Raw genomic sequence first — 18,592 nt, 5'->3', positions numbered from 1 at the left:
TCAAACATGCAAATCCTCAGAAACCTGATGGTCCCGATGCGCGATGGCGTTCGGTTGGCCACCGATGTCTACCTGCCTGATGAAAGTACCGGCGTGTGGCCAGTGGTGATCGAACGCACTCCATACGACAAGAGCAAGCCCTCACGCTCGGAGAAATGCCTGAATGGTCATCACTTAGGGCGTGAAGAGATGGCCCAAGCCTTTGCCGAACATGGCTTCGTCACTGTGTTTCAGGACTGCCGCGGTCGCTACGCCTCCGAAGGCGAATTCATCAAGTACGTCAACGAAGCAGAAGACGGCTACGACACTTTGGCCTGGTTGGTCGAGCAGCCTTGGTGCAATGGGAAGGTCGGAAGCATGGGTCTTTCTTATGCAGCCCATACTCAGCTCGCTATGGCCTGCTTAAATCCTCCAGGGCTGAAGACGATGGTGCTGGACTCTGGAGGCTTCGCCAACGCTTATCAATGTGGCATCCGCCAAGGAGGCGCATTCGAGCTCAAACAGGCCACATGGGCATACAAGCAGGCCAAGGAAAGTCCGGCAGCCAAAGCCGATCCACTATTGCGCGAAGCATTGGAGCAGGAAGACATCCGGCATTGGTTCGCCCATATGCCGTGGCGTCCAGGATTTTCACCGCTGCGTCATGCGCCAGCGTATGAGGACTACCTGTTCGACCAATGGGGCCGCGGCTGTTTCGATGCCTATTGGCAACAGTTGGGCATTTGCGCCGATCACTATCGCAGCAACATTCCCGATATTCCGGTGCTGCACATGTCGAGCTGGTATGACGCCTATGTCAGCTCAACCCTGGATAACTTTGCTGCCTTCGTCGCGAACGGTAAGGCACCACAACGACTCGTGATGGGCCCTTGGCTGCATGGCGACCGCAACATTAGCCACAGCGGCGATGCCGAGTTTGGCCCAGCCGCCGCTTTCGATGGGCAAGTGGCGCAGGATTGGCTGTCCTGTCGTATTGAGTGGTTTGTAAACCATCTGCAGCTACAGATCACTGCACCAGCCCAACAGGTGCAGGTATTCATGATGGGCGGTGGTAGTGGTCGCAAGCTTCAGGACACGCGAATAGATCATGGTGGTCAGTGGCTTGATGCACAGCAGTGGCCATTACCTGGCAGCCAGCGGTTGGATCTTTATCTTCATCCTGACGGTCAGTTGAGCAAAGGGGGGCCAGCGGCAACCGATGCTGCTTGCCACTTCCTCGCCGATCCATCTAATCCAGTACCGACCATCGGCGGCGCGCTGACTTCCGGCGCTCCTGTCTTCGAAGGCGGAGCGTTTGATCAGCGAGAAACACCACGCTTCTTCGGCGCGCGCGGAGATGGCAGTGCCATCTGCCAGCGCAGCGATGTGCTGTGTTTCGAAACTGAGCCGCTTGAAGCTGACCTTGCTGTCGCCGGTCCGGTAACGATCCAGCTGTGGGTCGAGACCGACGGCTTAGACACTGACTTTACCGCTAAGGTGGTCGACGTCTATCCGCCAAGCGATGACTTCCCAGAGGGGTATGCCATGAACATTACAGACGGCATCATTCGTTGCCGATACCGGGACAGCTGGAACGATCCGAAGCCGACGGTACCTGGGGAATGTTTCAAGGTGCAGATCGAACCGTTTGCAACCTGCAACCTGTTCAAGCGCGGTCACAGCTTGCGCCTTGAGATTGCCGGCAGCAATTTCCCACGGTTCGACGTAAACCCCAACAGCGGTGAGCCGGAAGGCTGCGCGAACAAAAAAAGGACTGCTCGAAATACCGTACATATGGGGGCTAAGCGGCCCTCCAGGATTCAGCTAACGGTCGTCCAAGCACCAGCTGGTAGCTGATAGCGGTATAGAGCTATCGCTTGGCAGCAGTTCTGGACAGCTGCCGAGCGCTGTCCCTGTAAACCAGTTTTTTTACCTGTTAACCACTGTAGTTAACAGGTAAAAAAATAGGTTTACACGATGCTCACCTCTACCCGTTCGACACCAGCAAATCGCCTAGCTCTTCACGGGCCATATCCACTCGGTCCATCCTGCGATAGGGATGATCAACAGGCATTCGGATGAGGCTCTCGAACCAAGCCGGATCGAATTTGAGCACCTGCTTGTGAATGTGCTCAAGCTCACCTTTGCGAAGCTGGGACACTACAAACTCCATGCTCTCAACCAGGCCGGATTCCTCGTTATCCTTAGAGATCCGGTGGCGGATGAAACTCATCTTGAGATCGAAGTAGGGGCCTTTCATCCCAGGAAGGCTCTTCGCCTCCAGCCGGCCTTTGGTGCTGATTTCCGCCCCTGGCACTTGAGACTCTATCGCTTTCACAAGCTCAGCATTCCCACCTATCTTCTGGCCAAAGAGCCGAGTGGCGTCCGACATATAGGCGAAGATCCATGGCACGTTGCGTAGCGTCGCACCGGTATAGAGGTAGCCGCGCTCCCCTTTGTAACGCTGCAGCATGCCTCGCAAGGCTTTCTCCGAGAGCACCACCTGGGTTTCCTTCTCCAGGATGTAAACCACGCGGTCAAACTGTTCTATCAAAAGCCTGAGAATCTTCCGCGGTACGCCGTCAAAACCGGTTTTTCGGTCGGTCTTCTTGTGCTGACGGGGCTGGAAGTATGGGCAATCGTTACGGGCCTCTCCATCAAATGGAGCGATACCGCGAATGCTCTTCGTCGCGTGCTTTCCGAAGGGATTTTTTACGTTTGGGGGTAACTCATACAGCCCTACCAGCTGGACAGGGTTGTCGCATGCCGGGCACACCGCGAACTGAGCCAGCTTGCCCGCGCTTCCGGGCTGATACCACGGCTCCCTGCGGAAGGTCTCAGACTCGAACCGATCCTTGTCTATGGTTTTGCTTTCAGTGTCTTCAATGCGGAGCTTGTACACATCCATCTTTGCCAAAACCGTATCAATAGAGGGTTTATTGATCGTACCCAGCGAAGTTCGGTAGCAGGAAGGCCTATCTGCCCCTTAGGTGGTCACCCTCCGGTGGCAGGCCTTGCCAGAAGCATGGGATTACCCCGTAAGGAGTCTGTGAGCCCCAGAAACAACTAACCCCCTGGTGCGCAGTGCAGGTCTGGGACCCGCCCGAGGCGTGGAGGCTATTCTTGTAGAGAAAATAACACCTGCCACGGAACGGATCAGTTGGTAGGCAGACCAGCCGTCAGCTATGGCCCAGCACCGTCGATCAAGGCCGCTCAATCAGCAAATCGTCGTCTTCTATGGCGTCTCCAAAACTGAACCAGTCGTGCAGGCTGTAATGCACGAAGTCTTCATCCTCCGCATCGAGCATAGTGAAATTCTGCAATACCGTGACATCCGCCCCCGAAGTACAGCCCCTCGTTGAGGTTTACGAAATGCTCCAGCAATTCGTTCAGCTGATCATGCAACTGACTTGTAAGCCTGGCGTGCTCTCGCTTGGTCTAAAAACGGAACATCACTTCATGCGCTTCGGGCGGGGCGCGAACTGGTCCCCAAGTTCTGCTTTTTTGAGGCATCCACTGGGTAAGCCGGCCACATGATTCGGAGGTGCAGATGTCAAGGCTCGGTAACCGACTTAGACGGTGAGACAGGCGTCGCGATCCCGGATCGAATGGCTTCGGCAGTAGGAGGGGGGGTGATCCAGTGGAGCATGAGACCAGCCAGGATGCTTGCGAGGGTGTTTACTGAGATTGTGACGAGAGCATTGCGCATTTTGGAGCGTCCGTTTCTGAAGTGGACCTCTATTTAATGCGCATAAATGGTGTGTCATTACCACCTACCAAAAAAATCGTCGCGCCCCAGAATGGGAATTCGCATTTGGCGACGATTCACGTTTATGCTCCTGCCACAGGTCGACTACAGCACAGTCAGTTGGCTAACCAGGACTCAACCACCTCGGCACCGTACTCTGCCTTCCAGGCCTTCAGAGTGCGCTGATTGCCCCCCTTCGTCTCAACGACTTCTCCGCTATGCGGGTTCTTGTAGGTTTTCACTACTCGTGGTTTCCGTGCAGGTTTTTGTGCAATAGATCCGGAATCTACGGGCTGCGGATCAATGATCTGGATCACGTGACGCAGGCTGTAGCCGTAATCGTTGAGCAGGTTGCGGAGCTTCGTTTCGAATTCCATTTCCTGCTTCAGGGCGGAATCATTCTTCAGTGCTTCCAGTTCGGCGAGCTGCGCGGCGAGCTGTTGTTCGAGAAGGCGAAATTCAGCGAGACGGGACATGAGATTCTCCAAGAAGTGGCCTGAGATTTTATCAGGCTAGACAGAAAGCGTGCTAAGTATCTTGTGGCCTAAACAGCCCTGCAATAGAGCAAAATCCAGTCCCCCCATTGGCGCTTGGGCAATCGCTTCGCGGCATTAGCAGGTGGTGATCAGCTCTGGTGTGAGGTTTTGCTTGAGTCCGGGAAGGCCGTTGCAAGGTCCATGCGTTCAGCTTCTTGAGTGATTTGAGCGAGTAACTCTGCCACTGCTCGGTTCTCTTTGAGGGCATAGCTCCCAACCAGTAATGTGATCGGATGAACTCCCAGCACTGGTGCGATGGTGTCCAGTTTCTCGATGGTCGGGACGTATCGTCCCCTTTCCAGCGTGCTGATGTAGGTACGACTGCTCACCGTCGCGAAGTCTTCTTGGGTCAGCTTTTGCTGGACTCGCATCCACTTCAGAACCCGACCGAATGCCTGTCTCAATTCCACTTTGCATCTTCCGCAAAAGGAAAGATGAGGCACCCGTGAACAGTATATGACTACAATGTATGCTGTTCATTTGAGAGGGGGTCATGATGTTTATCACCAACCGATGGGCAGAGGTGGATCGCTCCTTCGCCTGGCTGGCTGAGGATCAGCAGGCTTGGCATTTCGTGGAGCAACGGCTGTCATCGCCATGGATTCACATCACGGTGACGAGGGAGCGGGGAGAGGACACGTGTGTGGAGGTCTTCTTTCTGGAGGACATGCGTGGGCTGGAGCAGTTCACGCGTTTAACCCTGAATGGTGCCGTTGAGTTATCCCTTCAGATTGTTACTCCCGGGTGGATGAACGGTAGTAGCGGGTGGGCGATGGAGCATCTGGAGGTCATTCATGAAAGCGAGGATCGTTTGTACAGGTGTTACACCGTTCAAGGCGGTCGTCGGTATTACCAGCCTAACAGCTCCGAGTGCCGTGAGTATGGCTTCTTCAAGGAACTTTACAGACGAGGATAGCTGGTGAGTCAGCTCGTGGTATCTTCGAAGTATCGTCTTGGGTCAATTGCATCCTCGGTCATTAGCTGAGCGGCTTTGACGATTGTCTGAATTAATCGATTGTTCTCCATGCGTGCTTTTTGTAGCTGTGCTTCGAGAGCATAAATTCTCGCATCACTATTTTTACGCCCGACCTTTTTGAAGTCTTTAAGATGGGTCTGAGTGGCCGTATATAAAGATCGTATTTCCTCATCTCTCCAGAGCGTTTGACGACTAACACCCGCCTGCTGGGCAAGGCCACTTTGGGTGAGCGGTTCCTGAACCCGTCCGGCCTCATATTCGGCGAGAATGGACCGCACGTGGTCCTTCCATTTTTTTTCCTGCTTCATGATGAAGCCTTCTTAGGTTTTGAGTAAGCTTCTAAGGCCGTTTTGCAGCTCGTAACCATATCCATCACAAACAGAACGTGCTGATCGAAAGCGTGAGTATTATCGAGCTCAGCCTCAATACTAGACGTGATGTCAGTTTGGTTGTCAAAAATTGCCCTCAAAATTTTCTCGTACTCGCTGAGTAAGCTCTCGATAGCGGCCTTTGCTTCCAGATCATCAGGGTTCAGGTGAAAGGATTTACATCCAGAATCTGTACCGAAGCCTCTGATACACATGAGGCCCCTGTCGCACGGACTGATATAGAGCTCACGTGTACACCCGCCCCAAGGCGTTAGGTTGAGAATGCTGAGTTTCTCGATGATCATCTCTTCGATTTGTTCGTCAGCGATTGACTCCTCCCGCCATCGGATTACTAGCCTGCCCAAAAAGTCTGGGGGAGGGTCAACGGCCAAGTATAAAGATCTCACATATTCTGCTCGCTCTTTGGCAGTACGGTAGTCATATTGACGGCTTTGGCGTGGGGTTCGCCCCATCCATAGGTCCACAGCTGTTTCAGAGGGACCAGAACGAAGAATTGCCGTGGTAACCCAACGACGGATTTGATGAGGAGTGATGGAAAAGATTTCACCGTCTTGCCCTCGTAGGTCAAGGCGCTGAAAGATTGTTTTTTTTGAGGAGTTCGAAGAGAGATAGTTGTAGAGATCGGCTCTAAATAGGGGGCGGGGGATGATCCCTAGCTCAGATATCGAGTCAAACTGGTTTTCCCAGATTACAAGTAAGTTGTCACTCAGCTTGCTAGGATAACCTTTGGCAGTGTGCTTCGCATGATAAGGTGCTTCACTTCCATCACCAGGCATTGAAAATTGTTCTTCAAAATGGCGTCGCAGGTGAAATCTGTATTTATCTTCTAAAAGGCGCTTGAGCAGTCTGATATCTATGACCAGGGATGGTACTCCCGCCCCGAATCCTCTTTGAGATAACATAAGTTCTCTGATGCTTGCCCACTCATTCCGGATGTCGAAGAGTTGCGCATGTGAAGGATTGTTTCCAGGCTTGAAAAGCCCGTCGTGAACCATTCCCTTGAGAAAGGTGCGCAGGTGATCTACAAACCATTTGCTCTTTTTTACTGACGCCTCGGAGGATTTTGTGTGTTTTGCAATGTCAATGACGGATACGCTATAACAGTTCTTTTTGTACTCATTGAGAAAATTAGACCAATCCCAATTATGCATTCGTTCATCTATCCAAATTGCGATTCGAGCGGCCGTTATTCTAGGGAGTTCAACGCTGCTGCTGTAAAATCGCCCACCACTGTAGAGCTCTTTTGGAGATACGGGGAAGCACTTACATATCTCCTCAACAAAGTAGTGATGTTCTACGGGCAGATCCAACGATGAGAGTTGATCCACCGCGCCGGGATCTAACGGATGGTTAGCGCGATAGGCTGCGAGTGCTTTATCTATAAATGAGAAACCATTGGTTTCAATGTCAAGAGCACGCTCTCTAGCATCCTGAGTGACAGCCAGCAAGTACTCGTACGCTTCGGTGAGTGGTGCGCTCCATAGGTCTGCGACGGGTACGGCGTTGGGGATGCAGTTTTTTTCTACAGGCACTCGTACGAACGTCGTGTGAGTGTTGGGATCTTGGAAAAGGCAACTCTTTGGAAGATTCGCGATCTCACCAACTCTCAAACCGAGCGCCATTCCAAAGCAGGTCGCCTCAAGTCGAATTCTATCGAAGCCCGCAGTTGGCTCCAAATGTGGGTTCTGCTTGATCAACCACCTGGCTTGTGCAATCCCTTTGTGCAAGTCAGAAGAGTATAGATTTTCTTCTCTTTGCTGAAACTCTCGTGATGTGAGTTCAAGCGCACTATGAGTCGGGTTGGGTATCCCAGTTTGCCATTTGATAAACCTATCGACGAATCGCAGCAGTACTCCATCGACCATTACGCTAAGTTGGTTGAGGAAATCAACAAATGCCTTGAGGGCATTTGCTCTATGGTAAATGGTAGAGTCTGAACGTCCATGCCTGATCGAGTCTACGGTGCGGTCGAAGACTTTGCGCGTTATGTCGCTCCACTCAATGTTTTCGCTATCCATTACTGCGGATAGATGCCTAATCGAGGCCATTCTGCCGATAATCAGCTCTGCTGACGGATGTGCCAGAATTTCTTTAACTATAAAGCAGCGCGCAAGCTTGCCAATCACTAGCGGGAGAGGGGGTTGGTCTTGATTTCGCCTGTTGAGAGGATCGAGTGATGTGAAGGGAATATTACTCGATCGATACTGCCATACCTTGCCCTCGAAATCTCCTGCTACTAATCCGTTGGCCTTGAGGTCATTAAATTGTTGCTCTGCATGTTTGTATCGGTCGTCTAAGACCATCATTGATATGCTCATTCTTTCAACTCCTTCACAGCAATGATTACTGACTTAGCGCCGTGAATTGCTGCTTCGACCTGTTGGGCCATAGCGCCAGTGGAATTGCTCCCGAGCATCTGCTGGAATTTAGTGATGTCTGCTAAAGCCCCTTCATGATTAGCATGACGGCTAGGTCTGAATTTAGGGCATGCATAGCAAGTGACCGTCGGGTGGTAAGGACATGGCTCTTCAGAATTGCATGATCCTAAGCCACTTATTGGCCTTAGCGCGGATCTGTCAGGGATTTCTTCCATGAATTTGCCGCACCACATCTGCACGGCTGCATTGATCTCCGGGCTTGCCATGTGGGTCGTATTTATGAACTCTTGCAGCTCAAGGTTGTAATGGAAGTAGTGCTTTATAGAGTTCAGATTTGAATGATCTAAAGCTTCAGCGACCTCTTCAGGGGATGCACCGGAAAGAACCATTGAAGTAGCCTTGGTCCTGCGCAGTCGGTACGCGGTGATCCGCATGAAGGGCTCTGTTTTTTGTATGGGTCGATGAGGGTCTGGTAACTGGAGTATCCAAGTGAGAGATGTTAGCGCATAACTTATTCTATGGTTGTCGAGATGTAATGTGAATGGTGTCAGCTTGGGGTTGGTGAGGAAGCGTAAAAGGCGGTTTTCGGTTGTGTACGCCGAGGGAAACAACGGCGTAGGAAGTACTGGAGTGCTTATTCCATGCCTGGCACATATCGCGTTGATTTCCTTCGATGCGGCATTGCATTGGGTCTCAGCTAAAGTGCACTGAAGTTCTACTGCCTCTGCAGTATCGTTAGCGATGTAACGTTTTACCAGGTTGCTCGGATGCCTCCTGAGCCTTGAACGTCTAATTCCTTTAACACTCGGCACCTTTACAAAGGGGCCGCCCTCATCGATCCCGAAGTCAGTAACCTGCATTAGGGCCAACTGTATAGGGCGAAGAGCCCAGTCGCGACAGAGCAAAAAAAGCGTGCGTTGGGCATGAGTGATGAGCGGATTGTTGGCAAGCTTCATCTCAATGTTCGCGAGTTGTACGCGAGTGAAAGGGCCAAAGTCATCATCTCGCATCGTGACTAAATGCCTGTTATCATGCGCCTTTACTGTAAGCTGTGATAGTTCAAGGCTGTCATGTTCGTTGAAGCCTGGGACTTCTTCATCCAAGCACCATCGATAAAATACTCGAAGAGCAACTAGCTCCTCATACCAGCTTGATGCTTTTAATCGAGTGCATTCACGTACAGCAAATGTCGATAACCTATTGCCAATAGTATCCGCGTCATTTCCCGAAAATTTATGCTGGGCCAGAAGCCGCTGGACGACAATCAGAGGCCTAAGGTCGATGTGGGTTTGGAGTCTGTCGATGAACCACCCTCTGAGTAGCCACTCAACTAACAAGTTAGAATGTAGGGGCTTGCTCCACGCAATATTCATCGGAGCACACCCGACAATCTCTACCGTTATTCTCTCAACCCACGCATCATTGTTGTGAATTGTTATAGCCTGACCGAAGGTGGATTTGACTGTGGAAGGAAAGGCATCGGCCTCGATGCCGAAGCGACATTCAATCTCGGCTACGAGTTCGGCAGGCGAAATTTTAATCATCTTCATTGCCTCGAAAATTTGAGCTGTCTGAGCTTCTGATTATTTCGCCGAGCCGATCAGATATGGCCTGTCGAGAGTAGCGCTGAACACTTTCGCTGCTGGGGCTCCATCCGCCCAGATACGCCAGAGCATCTTTTACATTAATGCTGTTGGCGCCACTTTTTTCAAACTTTTTGCGAGCTATATTTGCCCCTGTCGCCCTCAAGCCGTGCGGATGAATTCGTGTTGAAAAGTTTGGCAAGCCGAGGCTGGCTGCAACGGTACGAAGAATGGTGTTTACGGTTCGCGCAGATAGCCGTCTCCCGTCACGGGAACTCACGAATAGGGCTGTACAAGGTCTTTTTGGTTTGATCAGTTTAGGGCGATGATCGGAAATGTATTCGTTCAGAACCGCGGCTACCGATGCGGTTATGGGGACTATCCGACCGCGCGTCTTGAGACTAGCCCCGTCCAGTCTCCGCTCCCTGTTGATATCGCTTGGGCGCTTGATGCGTATTGTAGGTGAGGGACCAAGGTCAACGTCGTCGAGTTCTATGAGAACCACTTCGCCACGCCTGGCAAGTGTTTCAAGCATTACTAAGAACAGACAGTAATTGCGTGCCTGTATCTGTTTACTTTGGAATGGGTTCCTAAAGTCATCAGGACTGAGCACCCCTTTGAATAAGGCTTGTCCGCCGGAGTCAAGTGGCGTTGCTGGTAGCGGCGGTTCTGATTGATATGCAATCTTGGTGATTTTTTTTTGAAGATTTCGCAGATTCTTGGCTTTGTTTTTTTCCGCTTGGCTTTGCTCAAGTAGACCTAGTCGATTGAGCTCAACGTAGTGCTCGAAGGAGAAATCTATGAATGATTTGACAGCTTCGAGTCGTCGGGTGCATGTCGATTGGCTCGCACCCGCACCGCGTTTGGTGGAGCAGAGGCGTTCGGCCAGCGATGTCAGTTCCGCTGAGCTGAACACCGCTAGGCGCTCAAGCTTCGCTTCCAGTGGAGAACCTCGGCTGAGAGCCCACTCGTACGCGATAGCGATGTCACGTAGGTAATTTTCGACGGTATTGAGACGCGATCTGTGGAGCAAATCCTCCGCCCAGAGGTTTGCTAGGATCACTGGAACCCCCTGCACCAGCAGGTATGGCCTGAGGCCGCTGGAGGCAGTACGAATCATTCGGATCTCGCAGAAAGGGACGTCTGGCATCGGTAGCTCCAGATCTGCAACGTTTCCGAACATATACCATAAGTGCCACAACCACCCCTCGGGCAACAGTGAGCCCAGCCAGGACGATGTGCATTTGACCCTGTCGTTGAAGCGGGGGCTGGCGTTGATCGATGTGCGGGTGCTGGATCACATCATCATCGGTGACGGGGAGCCGCTGTCGATGGTCGAGCATGGGTGGATTGTGGCCTGATGGAAAACTGGAGCTTTGTGCTGCCAGTACCGGCCCTTTCGCGGGTAAACCCGCTCCCACAGGGATAGCGCCATGTTGAAAGTTGGCGCGGTCCCTGTGGGAGCGGGTTTACCCGCGAAGAGGCCGGTGCAGGCTTACTTGTTCACAGACACCTTGCTGAAATCCAACCGCCCGAACGGGCTCACCTGATACCCCTCGACCCCTTGGCGCAGCAGGGCCGCCGCCGTCGGGTGCGCCAGCGGCACCCACAGCGCCTGTTGCTGAATCAAGGTTTGCGCCTGCTGGTAAAGCCGGCTGCGCACACTCTGGTCGTTGGTGGTGCGCCCGGCGCTGATCAACTGGTCCAGGCGGCTGTCGCAGAAGCGTGCGAAGTTGGTCCCCGACTTCACCGCGGCGCAGGAAAACTGCGGGCTGAGGAAGTTGTCCGGGTCGCCGTTGTCGCCCGCCCAGCCCATGAACAGCAGGTCATGCTCGCCCGCCTTGGCGCGGCGGATCAGCTCGCCCCACTCGATCACGCGGATCTCTGCCTTGATGCCGATCTTGGCCAGGTCGGCCTGCAGCATCTGCGCACCGAGGCTGGGGTTGGGATTGAGCAGGCTGCCCGACGGGCGGGTCCAGATCGTGGTGCTGAAGCCCTCGGCCAGGCCGGCCTTTGTCAGCAGGGCCTTGGCTTTCTTCAGATCCAGCGGGTAGCCGGGCAGGTCCTTGGCGTAGCTCCAGGTATTGGGCGGGTAGGGGCCGTTGGCGGCCACCGCGGAGTCTTCGAACACGGCCTTGAGGTAGGCCTGCTTGTCGAAGGCCAGGTTGATGGCCTGGCGCACCTCCGGCTTGTCCAGCGGCGGGTGCTGGCTGTTGATGGCGACGAAGGCGGTCATGAACGCCGGGGTGGTGGCCACCTTGAGGTTGCCGTCCTTGCCAGCTTCGGCAATGTCCAGCGGTTTGGGCGACAACGCGACCTGGCACTCGCCGCGCTTGAGCTTCTGCAGGCGCACGTTGGCATCGGTGGTGATGGCGAAGATCAGCGGGTCGACCGCCGGCTTGCCGGCGAAGTAGTCAGGGTTGGCGCGATAGCGTACTACGGCGTCCTTCTGGAAGCGCTGGAAGATGAACGGCCCGGTGCCGATCGGCTGGCTGTTGAGCTTCTCCGGCGTGCCGGCCTTGAGAAGTTTGTCCGCGTACTCGGCGGAGTAGATCGATGCGAAGCCCATGCTCAACGTGGCCAGGAACGTGGCGTCCGGGTGGTTGAGGGTGAAGCGCACGGTGTTTGGCGCGGGTGCCTCGATCGCCTTGATCAGGCTGCCTAGTTGCAGCGACTGGGCATGCGGGTAGCCGCCCGGCGCGGTCTTGTGCCAGGCATGGGCGGGGTAGAGCATGCGCTGGAAGCTGAACAGCACATCGTCGGCGTTCAGTGGGCGGCTTGGCTTGAAGTAGGCGGTGGTGTGGAAGTTCACATCATCGCGCAGGGTGAAGTCGTAGATCAGGCCGTCGGCCGATACCGTCCAGCTGGCCGCCAGGCTCGGCACCACCTTGCCTTGCGCCGCGTCGAACTCCACCAGGCGGTTCATCAGCACATCGGCTGTGGCGTTGGTGGTGGTCAGTGAGTTGTACTGCACCACGTCGAAGCCTTCGGGGCTGGCCTCGCTGCAGACGCTCAGCGGGGCGGCCTGGGCAACGCTGGCGGCGATCAGGGCGCCTGCGGCGAACAAGGAGTTGAACAATAAGGAAAGGGCGGCGGCACGCATAGTGGCTCCTTGGCTGTCAGTGGCCCATCTGCCAGTGCAGTCTGGAAAAGGCCTACCCTAGTGTGCCCGTCGGGAAATGACCACACCCTTTTTTACAAAATTGGCGACGAGCGGTCGACGGCTGGCGGGGCCTGCCGCTATGCTGGCCCGGCGCGTCGGGGCTCGTGTCAATATTCATCTAATGTTGTTGCGGCCGAGTCTTTCTGGTATAAAGCAGCGCTCTTTTCTAGGGGCTCGGCCTGTCGCATCAGCGAATGCGGCCGATAAGACCTCCAGAATCACGGCGCCCAGGCGCCAAAGACTGAGAGATTAAGCGGCCAACCCATGCCGGGTTGGGCATGTGGTTTTAGAGGGCTGAGTCATGTCGAGAGTCTGTCAAGTTACTGGTAAGGGTCCAGTAACCGGGAACAACATTTCCCACGCAAACAACAAAACCCGTCGTCGTTTCCTGCCGAACCTGCAGCACCACCGTTTCTGGGTTGAATCCGAGAAGCGTTTCGTGCGTCTGCGCGTATCTGCCAAAGGCATGCGCGTTATTGACAAGCGTGGTATCGACGTAGTGCTGGCCGAGCTGCGCGCTCGCGGCGAAAAGTTCTAAGGAGAACGTCATGCGTGAATTGATCCGTCTGGTTTCGAGTGCTGGCACTGGCCACTTCTACACCACCGACAAGAACAAGCGCACCACTCCGGACAAAATCGAGATCAAGAAATACGATCCGGTTGTTCGCAAGCACGTGGTGTACAAGGAAGCCAAGATCAAGTAATTGATCGGCGACCTGAAAAAACCCGCCTCCGAAAGGATGCGGGTTTTTTTATGCCTGCAAGAAAGCCTGGGCTGCAAAGCAGCCCCAGAGGCTTACTTCTGCTCGAACATCACATAGATCTTGCGGCAAGGCTCGAGCACCTCCCAGGTGCCCTTGAAGCCAGCCGGGATGACAAACCGGTCACCGGCACGCAGGGTCTTGGCTCCGCCATCCTGGTCACGCAGCACCGAGACGCCCTGGACGATCTCGCAGTACTCATGCTCCGTGTAGTTCACCGTCCACTGCCCGACCTCGCCTTCCCACACGCCCGCGGCAAACTGCCCGCACGGGCTGGAATAATGGTTGTAGACAGCCTGGTCTGGCTCGCCCTTGAGGATTTTTTCCGCCGCCGGGCGGTAGCGTTCGGCCTCGGTAATGACCTGCGCGAAGTCGATTATGCTGTCGATGCTCATGGTTCGGCTCCTGTTGTTGTTTAATAAAATGCACATGAGTAGGCTTTTGAGCCTTTCGTGTCAAATATATTGATAGTTTACACCGGCTGGTTTAGGGTGTCGGTAGCCAAAATGCCCTCGACGCTGGGGCAGAATTCTGACAACGCCTGTGAGTCCTCAGTGCGGCGTTGCACCTAAACAAGAGGAGGAGTTTCGTATGACCACCCTGACTCGTGCGGACTGGGAACAACGTGCCCAGCAACTGAAGATCGAAGGCCGTGCCTTCATCAACGGCGAATACACCGATGCCGCATCTGGTGAAACCTTCGAGTGCCTGAGCCCGGTCGACGGACGCTTCCTGGCCAAGGTTGCCAGCTGCGATCTGGCCGATGCCAACCGCGCTGTGGAAAACGCCCGTGCCACCTTCAATTCCGGCGTGTGGTCGCAGCTGGCCCCGGCCAAGCGCAAGGCCAAGCTGATCCGTTTCGCCGACCTGCTGCGCAAGAACGTCGAAGAGCTGGCGCTGCTGGAAACCCTGGACATGGGCAAGCCGATCGGCGACTCCTCCAGCATCGACGTACCTGGCGCGGCCAATGCCATCCACTGGACTGCCGAAGCCATCGACAAGGTCTACGACGAAGTCGCCCCGACCCCGCATGACCAGCTCGGCCTCGTCACCCGCGAAGCGGTGGGTGTGGTCGGTGCCATCGTACCGTGGAACTTCCCGCTGCTGATGGCCTGCTGGAAGCTCGGCCCGGCCCTGGCCACCGGTAACTCGGTAGTGCTCAAGCCGTCCGAAAAGTCGCCGCTGACGGCCATTCGCATCGCCCAGCTGGCCATCGAAGCCGGTATCCCGGCTGGCGTGCTGAACGTGCTGCCAGGCTACGGCCACACCGTGGGCAAGGCCTTGGCCCTGCACATGGACGTCGACACCCTGGTATTCACCGGTTCGACCAAGATCGCCAAGCAGCTGATGGTTTACGCGGGCGAATCGAACATGAAGCGCATCTGGCTGGAAGCCGGCGGCAAGAGCCCGAACATCGTCTTCGCTGACGCTCCGGACCTGCAAGCTGCCGCCGAAGCTGCCGCCAGCGCCATCGCCTTCAACCAGGGCGAAGTGTGCACCGCCGGCTCGCGCCTGCTGGTCGAGCGTTCGATCAAGGACAAGTTCCTGCCGATGGTGGTCGAGGCCCTGAAAGGCTGGAAGCCAGGCAACCCGCTGGACCCACAGACCACTGTCGGTGCCCTGGTCGACACCCAGCAGATGAACACCGTGCTGTCGTACATCGAGGCTGGCCACAAGGACGGCGCCAAGCTGCTGGCCGGCGGCAAGCGCACCCTGGAAGAAACCGGTGGCACTTATGTCGAGCCGACCATCTTCGACGGCGTGACCAACGCCATGAAGATCGCCCAGGAAGAAATCTTCGGCCCGGTGCTGTCGGTGATCGCCTTCGATACCGCCGAAGAAGCCATCGCCATTGCCAACGACACGCCGTATGGCCTGGCCGCTGGCATCTGGACCTCGGACATCTCCAAGGCCCACAAGACCGCCCGCGCCGTGCGCGCTGGCAGCGTCTGGGTCAACCAGTACGACGGCGGCGACATGACCGCGCCGTTCGGTGGCTTCAAGCAGTCGGGCAACGGCCGTGACAAGTCGCTGCATGCGCTGGAGAAGTACACCGAGCTGAAGGCGACCTGGATCAAGCTGTAATCCCGTGGGGCCGCTTCGCGGCCCATTCGCGGCACAAGGCCGCTCCTACAGGGGTATGCGTTTCCCTGTAGGAGCGGCCTTGTGCCGCGAATGGGCTGCAAAGCAGCCCCAAGAACTCAAGAGGTCAAGGATGCGTTGGGGTACCTACTTCGCCGTACTGGCATCGGTGCTAAGCGTCGGGCTGGCACTCGGCGTGAGCATGCCGCTGGTATCCCTGCGGCTGGAGGCCTGGGGCTACGGCAGCTTCGCCATCGGTGTAATGGCCGCGATGCCGGCGCTGGGCGTGCTGGTAGGTGCCAGTCTGGCCAGTCGCCTGGCCGGCTGGGTCGGTGTGCCCTCGGCCATGCGCCTGTGCCTGTGGGGCGGGGCGCTGTCGATTGGCCTGGTCGCACTGCTGCCCAGTTACCCGCTGTGGCTGCTGCTGCGGTTGCTGATCGGTATGTCGCTGACCGTGGTGTTCATCCTCGGCGAAAGCTGGATCAATCAGCTGGTGGTCGAGCAATGGCGCGGCCGCCTGGTGGCGTTGTACGGCAGCAGCTATGCTCTCAGCCAGCTCGCCGGGCCGCTGCTGCTGGGCTTTCTCGGCTCGGATGACGATTTCGGCTTCTGGGCCGCTACCGGCCTGCTGCTGGTGGCGCCGCTGATTCTCCTGGGCCGTGGCGGGGCACCCAGCACAGAGGCCTGCAGCGTCACCTTCGGCGACCTGTTCGCCTTCTGCCGGCGCTTGCCGGTGATCGCCTGGGCCATTGCCCTGTTTGCCTCGTTCGAGGCGATGATCCTGACCTTGTTGCCGGTGTATTGCCTGCAACAGGGCTTCAGCACCGAAATCGCCCTTTTCATGGTCAGTACCGTGGTGGTGGGCGACGCGGTGCTGCAGCTGCCCATCGGTGCGCTGGCCGATCATATGTCGCGGCGCGCTCTGTTCACTGGCTGTGCGGTGACTCTTCTGGTATCCAGCCTGGCGATCCCGGTGCTGCTGCATACACCAGCGATCTGGCCGCTGTGGGTGCTGTTCGGGGCCAGTGCGGGGGGCTTGTTCACCTTGTCGCTGGTGCTGATTGGTGAGCGCTACCGGGATGATGCGCTGGTGCGGGCCAACGCCCATGTGGCGCAGCTGTGGGGTATCGGCTGCCTGCTCGGGCCGTTGCTGGCTGGGGCAGGGAGCCAGTGGATCAGCGGGCATGCATTGCCGTTGCTGATGGCGGCGGGGGCTGCGGGGTTGGTGGTGTTGACCCGGCGGCGCGGAGCGTTTGAGCCGGCTTCTGCCTGATTGTTTTTTGGGGCCGCTTTGCGGCCCATCGCGGCGCAAGGCCGCTCCTACAGGAGATACGCGATCCCATGTAGGAACGGCCTTGTGTCGCGATGGGCTGCAAAGCAGCCCCAAAATCGCCGCTACAACATCTTCTCCAGGCCAACCGCCTTGCTGATCCAGGCATTGAACCGCCGCCAAATCCCGCCCGGCTCGGACGTGAGCATGCGTCGCCTGCCATTTTCTTCGGTCACCCACACCATCTGGTTACCCACCAGCGTCGGCTGGTAGCTCAAGGCCGGGGCCATGCCCTGTACCGCCAGTGCGCGGGTGTACTCGGCCAGCTCCGGGCTGTCCACCAGCACCCCGACCTCGGTATTCCACAACACCGAACGTGGGTCGAAGTTGAACGAGCCGATGAAGGTCTTGCGCCGGTCGAACACGATCGCCTTGCTGTGCAGGCTCGAGTCCGAACTGCCATGGAAGCTCAAGCTGTGCCGGGCGCTGGGGTCACCGGGTTGGCGGCGCAGCTCATACAGTTGTACGCCATGCTCCAGCAGTGCCCGCCGGTATGGTGCATAGCCGCCATGCACTGCCGGCACGTCGGTGGCCTCCAGCGAGTTGGTCAGCAGCTTGACCGAGATACCCGCGTCGGCGCTGTGGGTGAGGTACAGCAGGCCGGACTCGCCGGGCACGAAGTACGCCGATACCAGGATCAGCTCGCGTTGCACCTTGCTCAAGTCAGGAGCCAGTTGCTGGGTCAGCAGTAGTTGCGGGTCCGGTTCGTCATCGGCCAGCACCTTGCTCGGCGCATCCCACAGCGCCTGGGCATGGGCCCAGATTAGCTCGTTGCGCCAAACATCCAGGCGTGGCTGCGACTGGTAGGCCATCAAACGGTCATACAGGGCTTTGCGCTGGGTCCTGGCTTCGGCCAGTGACACTTCCAGGCGGTGGCGGCTGGCGCGCAGGTCGCTGACATCCGGGTCGCGCCAGAGAAAGTCGGTAATCGGCCGGCTCAGGGCGCTGTTCCAGTATTGGTCGAAACTGTGGCCGAGCTGTTCGGCCACCGGGCCGACACTCAGCAAGTCGATGTCGGTGAAGTTGAGGTTGGGTTCGGCATCGAAATACTCATCGCCCAGGTTGCGCCCGCCGACGATGGCCATGCTGTTGTCCACCAGGAACAGTTTGTTGTGCATGCGCCGATGCTGGCGCGACAGGTTGAACAGGCGGCCCACCGCGCGCGTCACGCCGGTGCTGCGGCCCAGGTGTAGCGGGTTGAACACCCGTATCTGGATGTTCGGGTGGGCATCGAGGGTGCCCATGATGACGTCCAGGCCATCGCTGGTGGTGTCGTCGAGCAGGATGCGCACACGCACGCCACGGTCGGCGGCGCGCAGCAGTTCATGAACCAGTGCACGAGTGCTGAGGCCATCGTGGACGATGTAGTACTGCAGGTCGATGCTCGCCTGGGCGTTGCGGATCAGTTCGGCACGGGCGCGGAACGCCTCGTTGCTGTTGGGCAGCAGGCGAAAGCCCGAGCGGCCGTCGTACGGCGCGGCCTGGCGCAGTACCGAGCGGCCGAAGGCCGAGTCGTTGGCGGGTAACGCCTGGCTGGTTTCGCGGGGCGTGCCGACGCTGGCACAGCCGGCAAGACCAAGCAGTAGCACCAGCAGCAGAGGCAGGGCTCGCTGGAGTCTCAAGGGTGGATCGTCCTGTGCAGCAAAGGCTTAAATGGTTGGACCGTG

General features: G+C 56.6%; 16 protein-coding genes and 1 pseudogene. 7 read left to right on the top strand and 10 right to left on the bottom strand.

Annotation, left to right across the window (positions count from 1 at the left end):
• Nucleotides 1-6: 6 nt before the first annotated feature.
• Nucleotides 7-1,836 carry a CocE/NonD family hydrolase gene (locus M1D87_RS25745; RefSeq protein WP_003253477.1) on the top strand — a complete coding sequence of 610 codons (1,830 nt, stop codon included), beginning with the start codon at nucleotides 7-9 and terminating at the stop codon, nucleotides 1,834-1,836.
• A 130-nt stretch (nucleotides 1,837-1,966) separates the two neighbouring features.
• Here the strand turns inward: M1D87_RS25745 and M1D87_RS25740 are convergent, their stop codons facing one another.
• The 3 genes from M1D87_RS25740 to M1D87_RS25730 form a co-directional block, all read right to left on the bottom strand.
• Nucleotides 1,967-2,887, bottom strand: coding sequence for a hypothetical protein (locus M1D87_RS25740; RefSeq protein ID WP_003253479.1), 921 nt, complete (start codon nucleotides 2,885-2,887; stop codon nucleotides 1,967-1,969).
• Between the two features lie 956 nt (nucleotides 2,888-3,843).
• The gene (locus tag M1D87_RS25735; RefSeq protein ID WP_003253484.1) at nucleotides 3,844-4,203 is read right to left on the bottom strand and encodes a histone-like nucleoid-structuring protein, MvaT/MvaU family; all 360 of its coding nucleotides are present in this window, start codon (nucleotides 4,201-4,203) and stop codon (nucleotides 3,844-3,846) included.
• Nucleotides 4,204-4,352: 149 nt separating this feature from the next.
• A complete protein-coding gene (locus M1D87_RS25730) occupies nucleotides 4,353-4,673 on the bottom strand; it encodes a helix-turn-helix domain-containing protein (RefSeq protein WP_003253486.1) in 321 nt (106 codons plus the stop codon).
• Nucleotides 4,674-4,756: 83 nt separating this feature from the next.
• Here M1D87_RS25730 and M1D87_RS25725 point away from each other — a divergent pair, with 83 nt between their 5' ends.
• Nucleotides 4,757-5,179 carry a hypothetical protein gene (locus M1D87_RS25725; protein ID WP_003253488.1) on the top strand — a complete coding sequence of 141 codons (423 nt, stop codon included), beginning with the start codon at nucleotides 4,757-4,759 and terminating at the stop codon, nucleotides 5,177-5,179.
• Between the two features lie 8 nt (nucleotides 5,180-5,187).
• Here M1D87_RS25725 and M1D87_RS25720 read toward each other — a convergent pair whose 3' ends face one another.
• From M1D87_RS25720 to M1D87_RS25705, 4 genes are read right to left on the bottom strand one after another with little or no spacing between them, the layout of a single operon-like run.
• Nucleotides 5,188-5,547 (bottom strand): hypothetical protein, encoded by a 360-nt coding sequence (locus M1D87_RS25720; protein ID WP_003253491.1) that lies wholly within the window; start codon nucleotides 5,545-5,547, stop codon nucleotides 5,188-5,190.
• Nucleotides 5,544-7,946: a hypothetical protein gene (locus M1D87_RS25715; protein WP_003253492.1), complete on the bottom strand. Its 2,403-nt coding sequence runs from the start codon at nucleotides 7,944-7,946 to the stop codon at nucleotides 5,544-5,546. The genes M1D87_RS25720 and M1D87_RS25715 overlap by 4 nt, the downstream gene beginning before the upstream one ends.
• The gene (locus M1D87_RS25710; RefSeq protein ID WP_003253494.1) at nucleotides 7,943-9,550 is read right to left on the bottom strand and encodes a site-specific integrase; all 1,608 of its coding nucleotides are present in this window, start codon (nucleotides 9,548-9,550) and stop codon (nucleotides 7,943-7,945) included. Before M1D87_RS25710 ends, M1D87_RS25715 begins: the two co-directional genes overlap by 4 nt.
• Complete coding sequence (locus M1D87_RS25705) at nucleotides 9,543-10,709, bottom strand: tyrosine-type recombinase/integrase (RefSeq protein WP_223817826.1); 1,167 nt, start codon at nucleotides 10,707-10,709, stop codon at nucleotides 9,543-9,545. The genes M1D87_RS25710 and M1D87_RS25705 overlap by 8 nt, the downstream gene beginning before the upstream one ends.
• Nucleotides 10,710-10,782: 73 nt before the next feature.
• Here M1D87_RS25705 and M1D87_RS25700 point away from each other — a divergent pair.
• Nucleotides 10,783-10,950 (top strand): annotated as a pseudogene (locus M1D87_RS25700) (JAB domain-containing protein); the annotation flags it as partial.
• 134 nt (nucleotides 10,951-11,084) lie between these two features.
• Here the strand turns inward: M1D87_RS25700 and M1D87_RS25695 are convergent.
• Nucleotides 11,085-12,692 carry an ABC transporter substrate-binding protein gene (locus tag M1D87_RS25695; RefSeq protein WP_024087914.1) on the bottom strand — a complete coding sequence of 536 codons (1,608 nt, stop codon included), beginning with the start codon at nucleotides 12,690-12,692 and terminating at the stop codon, nucleotides 11,085-11,087.
• 361 nt (nucleotides 12,693-13,053) lie between these two features.
• Here M1D87_RS25695 and rpmB point away from each other — a divergent pair, with 361 nt between their 5' ends.
• Nucleotides 13,054-13,290, top strand: a complete 237-nt coding sequence (gene rpmB, locus M1D87_RS25690) for a 50S ribosomal protein L28 (RefSeq protein ID WP_003258972.1) — start codon at nucleotides 13,054-13,056, stop codon at nucleotides 13,288-13,290.
• Nucleotides 13,291-13,300: 10 nt separating this feature from the next.
• Nucleotides 13,301-13,456 (top strand): 50S ribosomal protein L33, encoded by a 156-nt coding sequence (gene rpmG / locus M1D87_RS25685; RefSeq protein ID WP_003253507.1) that lies wholly within the window; start codon nucleotides 13,301-13,303, stop codon nucleotides 13,454-13,456.
• Between the two features lie 92 nt (nucleotides 13,457-13,548).
• Here the strand turns inward: rpmG and M1D87_RS25680 are convergent, their stop codons facing one another.
• Nucleotides 13,549-13,908 carry a cupin domain-containing protein gene (locus M1D87_RS25680; RefSeq protein WP_003258971.1) on the bottom strand — a complete coding sequence of 120 codons (360 nt, stop codon included), beginning with the start codon at nucleotides 13,906-13,908 and terminating at the stop codon, nucleotides 13,549-13,551.
• A 196-nt stretch (nucleotides 13,909-14,104) separates the two neighbouring features.
• Between M1D87_RS25680 and M1D87_RS25675 the strand changes: the two genes are divergently transcribed.
• A complete protein-coding gene (locus M1D87_RS25675) occupies nucleotides 14,105-15,598 on the top strand; it encodes an aldehyde dehydrogenase (RefSeq protein ID WP_039612332.1) in 1,494 nt (497 codons plus the stop codon).
• Nucleotides 15,599-15,728: 130 nt separating this feature from the next.
• Nucleotides 15,729-16,868, top strand: a complete 1,140-nt coding sequence (locus tag M1D87_RS25670) for an MFS transporter (RefSeq protein ID WP_232881307.1) — start codon at nucleotides 15,729-15,731, stop codon at nucleotides 16,866-16,868.
• A 122-nt stretch (nucleotides 16,869-16,990) separates the two neighbouring features.
• Here M1D87_RS25670 and M1D87_RS25665 read toward each other — a convergent pair whose 3' ends face one another.
• Entirely contained in the window at nucleotides 16,991-18,547 is a 1,557-nt protein-coding gene (locus tag M1D87_RS25665; protein WP_123085528.1) for a phospholipase D family protein, read from the bottom strand.
• Between the last annotated feature and the right edge of the window lie 45 nt (nucleotides 18,548-18,592).

Source organism: Pseudomonas sp. SA233, from assembly GCF_054792385.1.
Note: the sequence above shows the minus strand (reverse complement) of the source record. Positions and strands in the feature narration are given on the sequence as shown.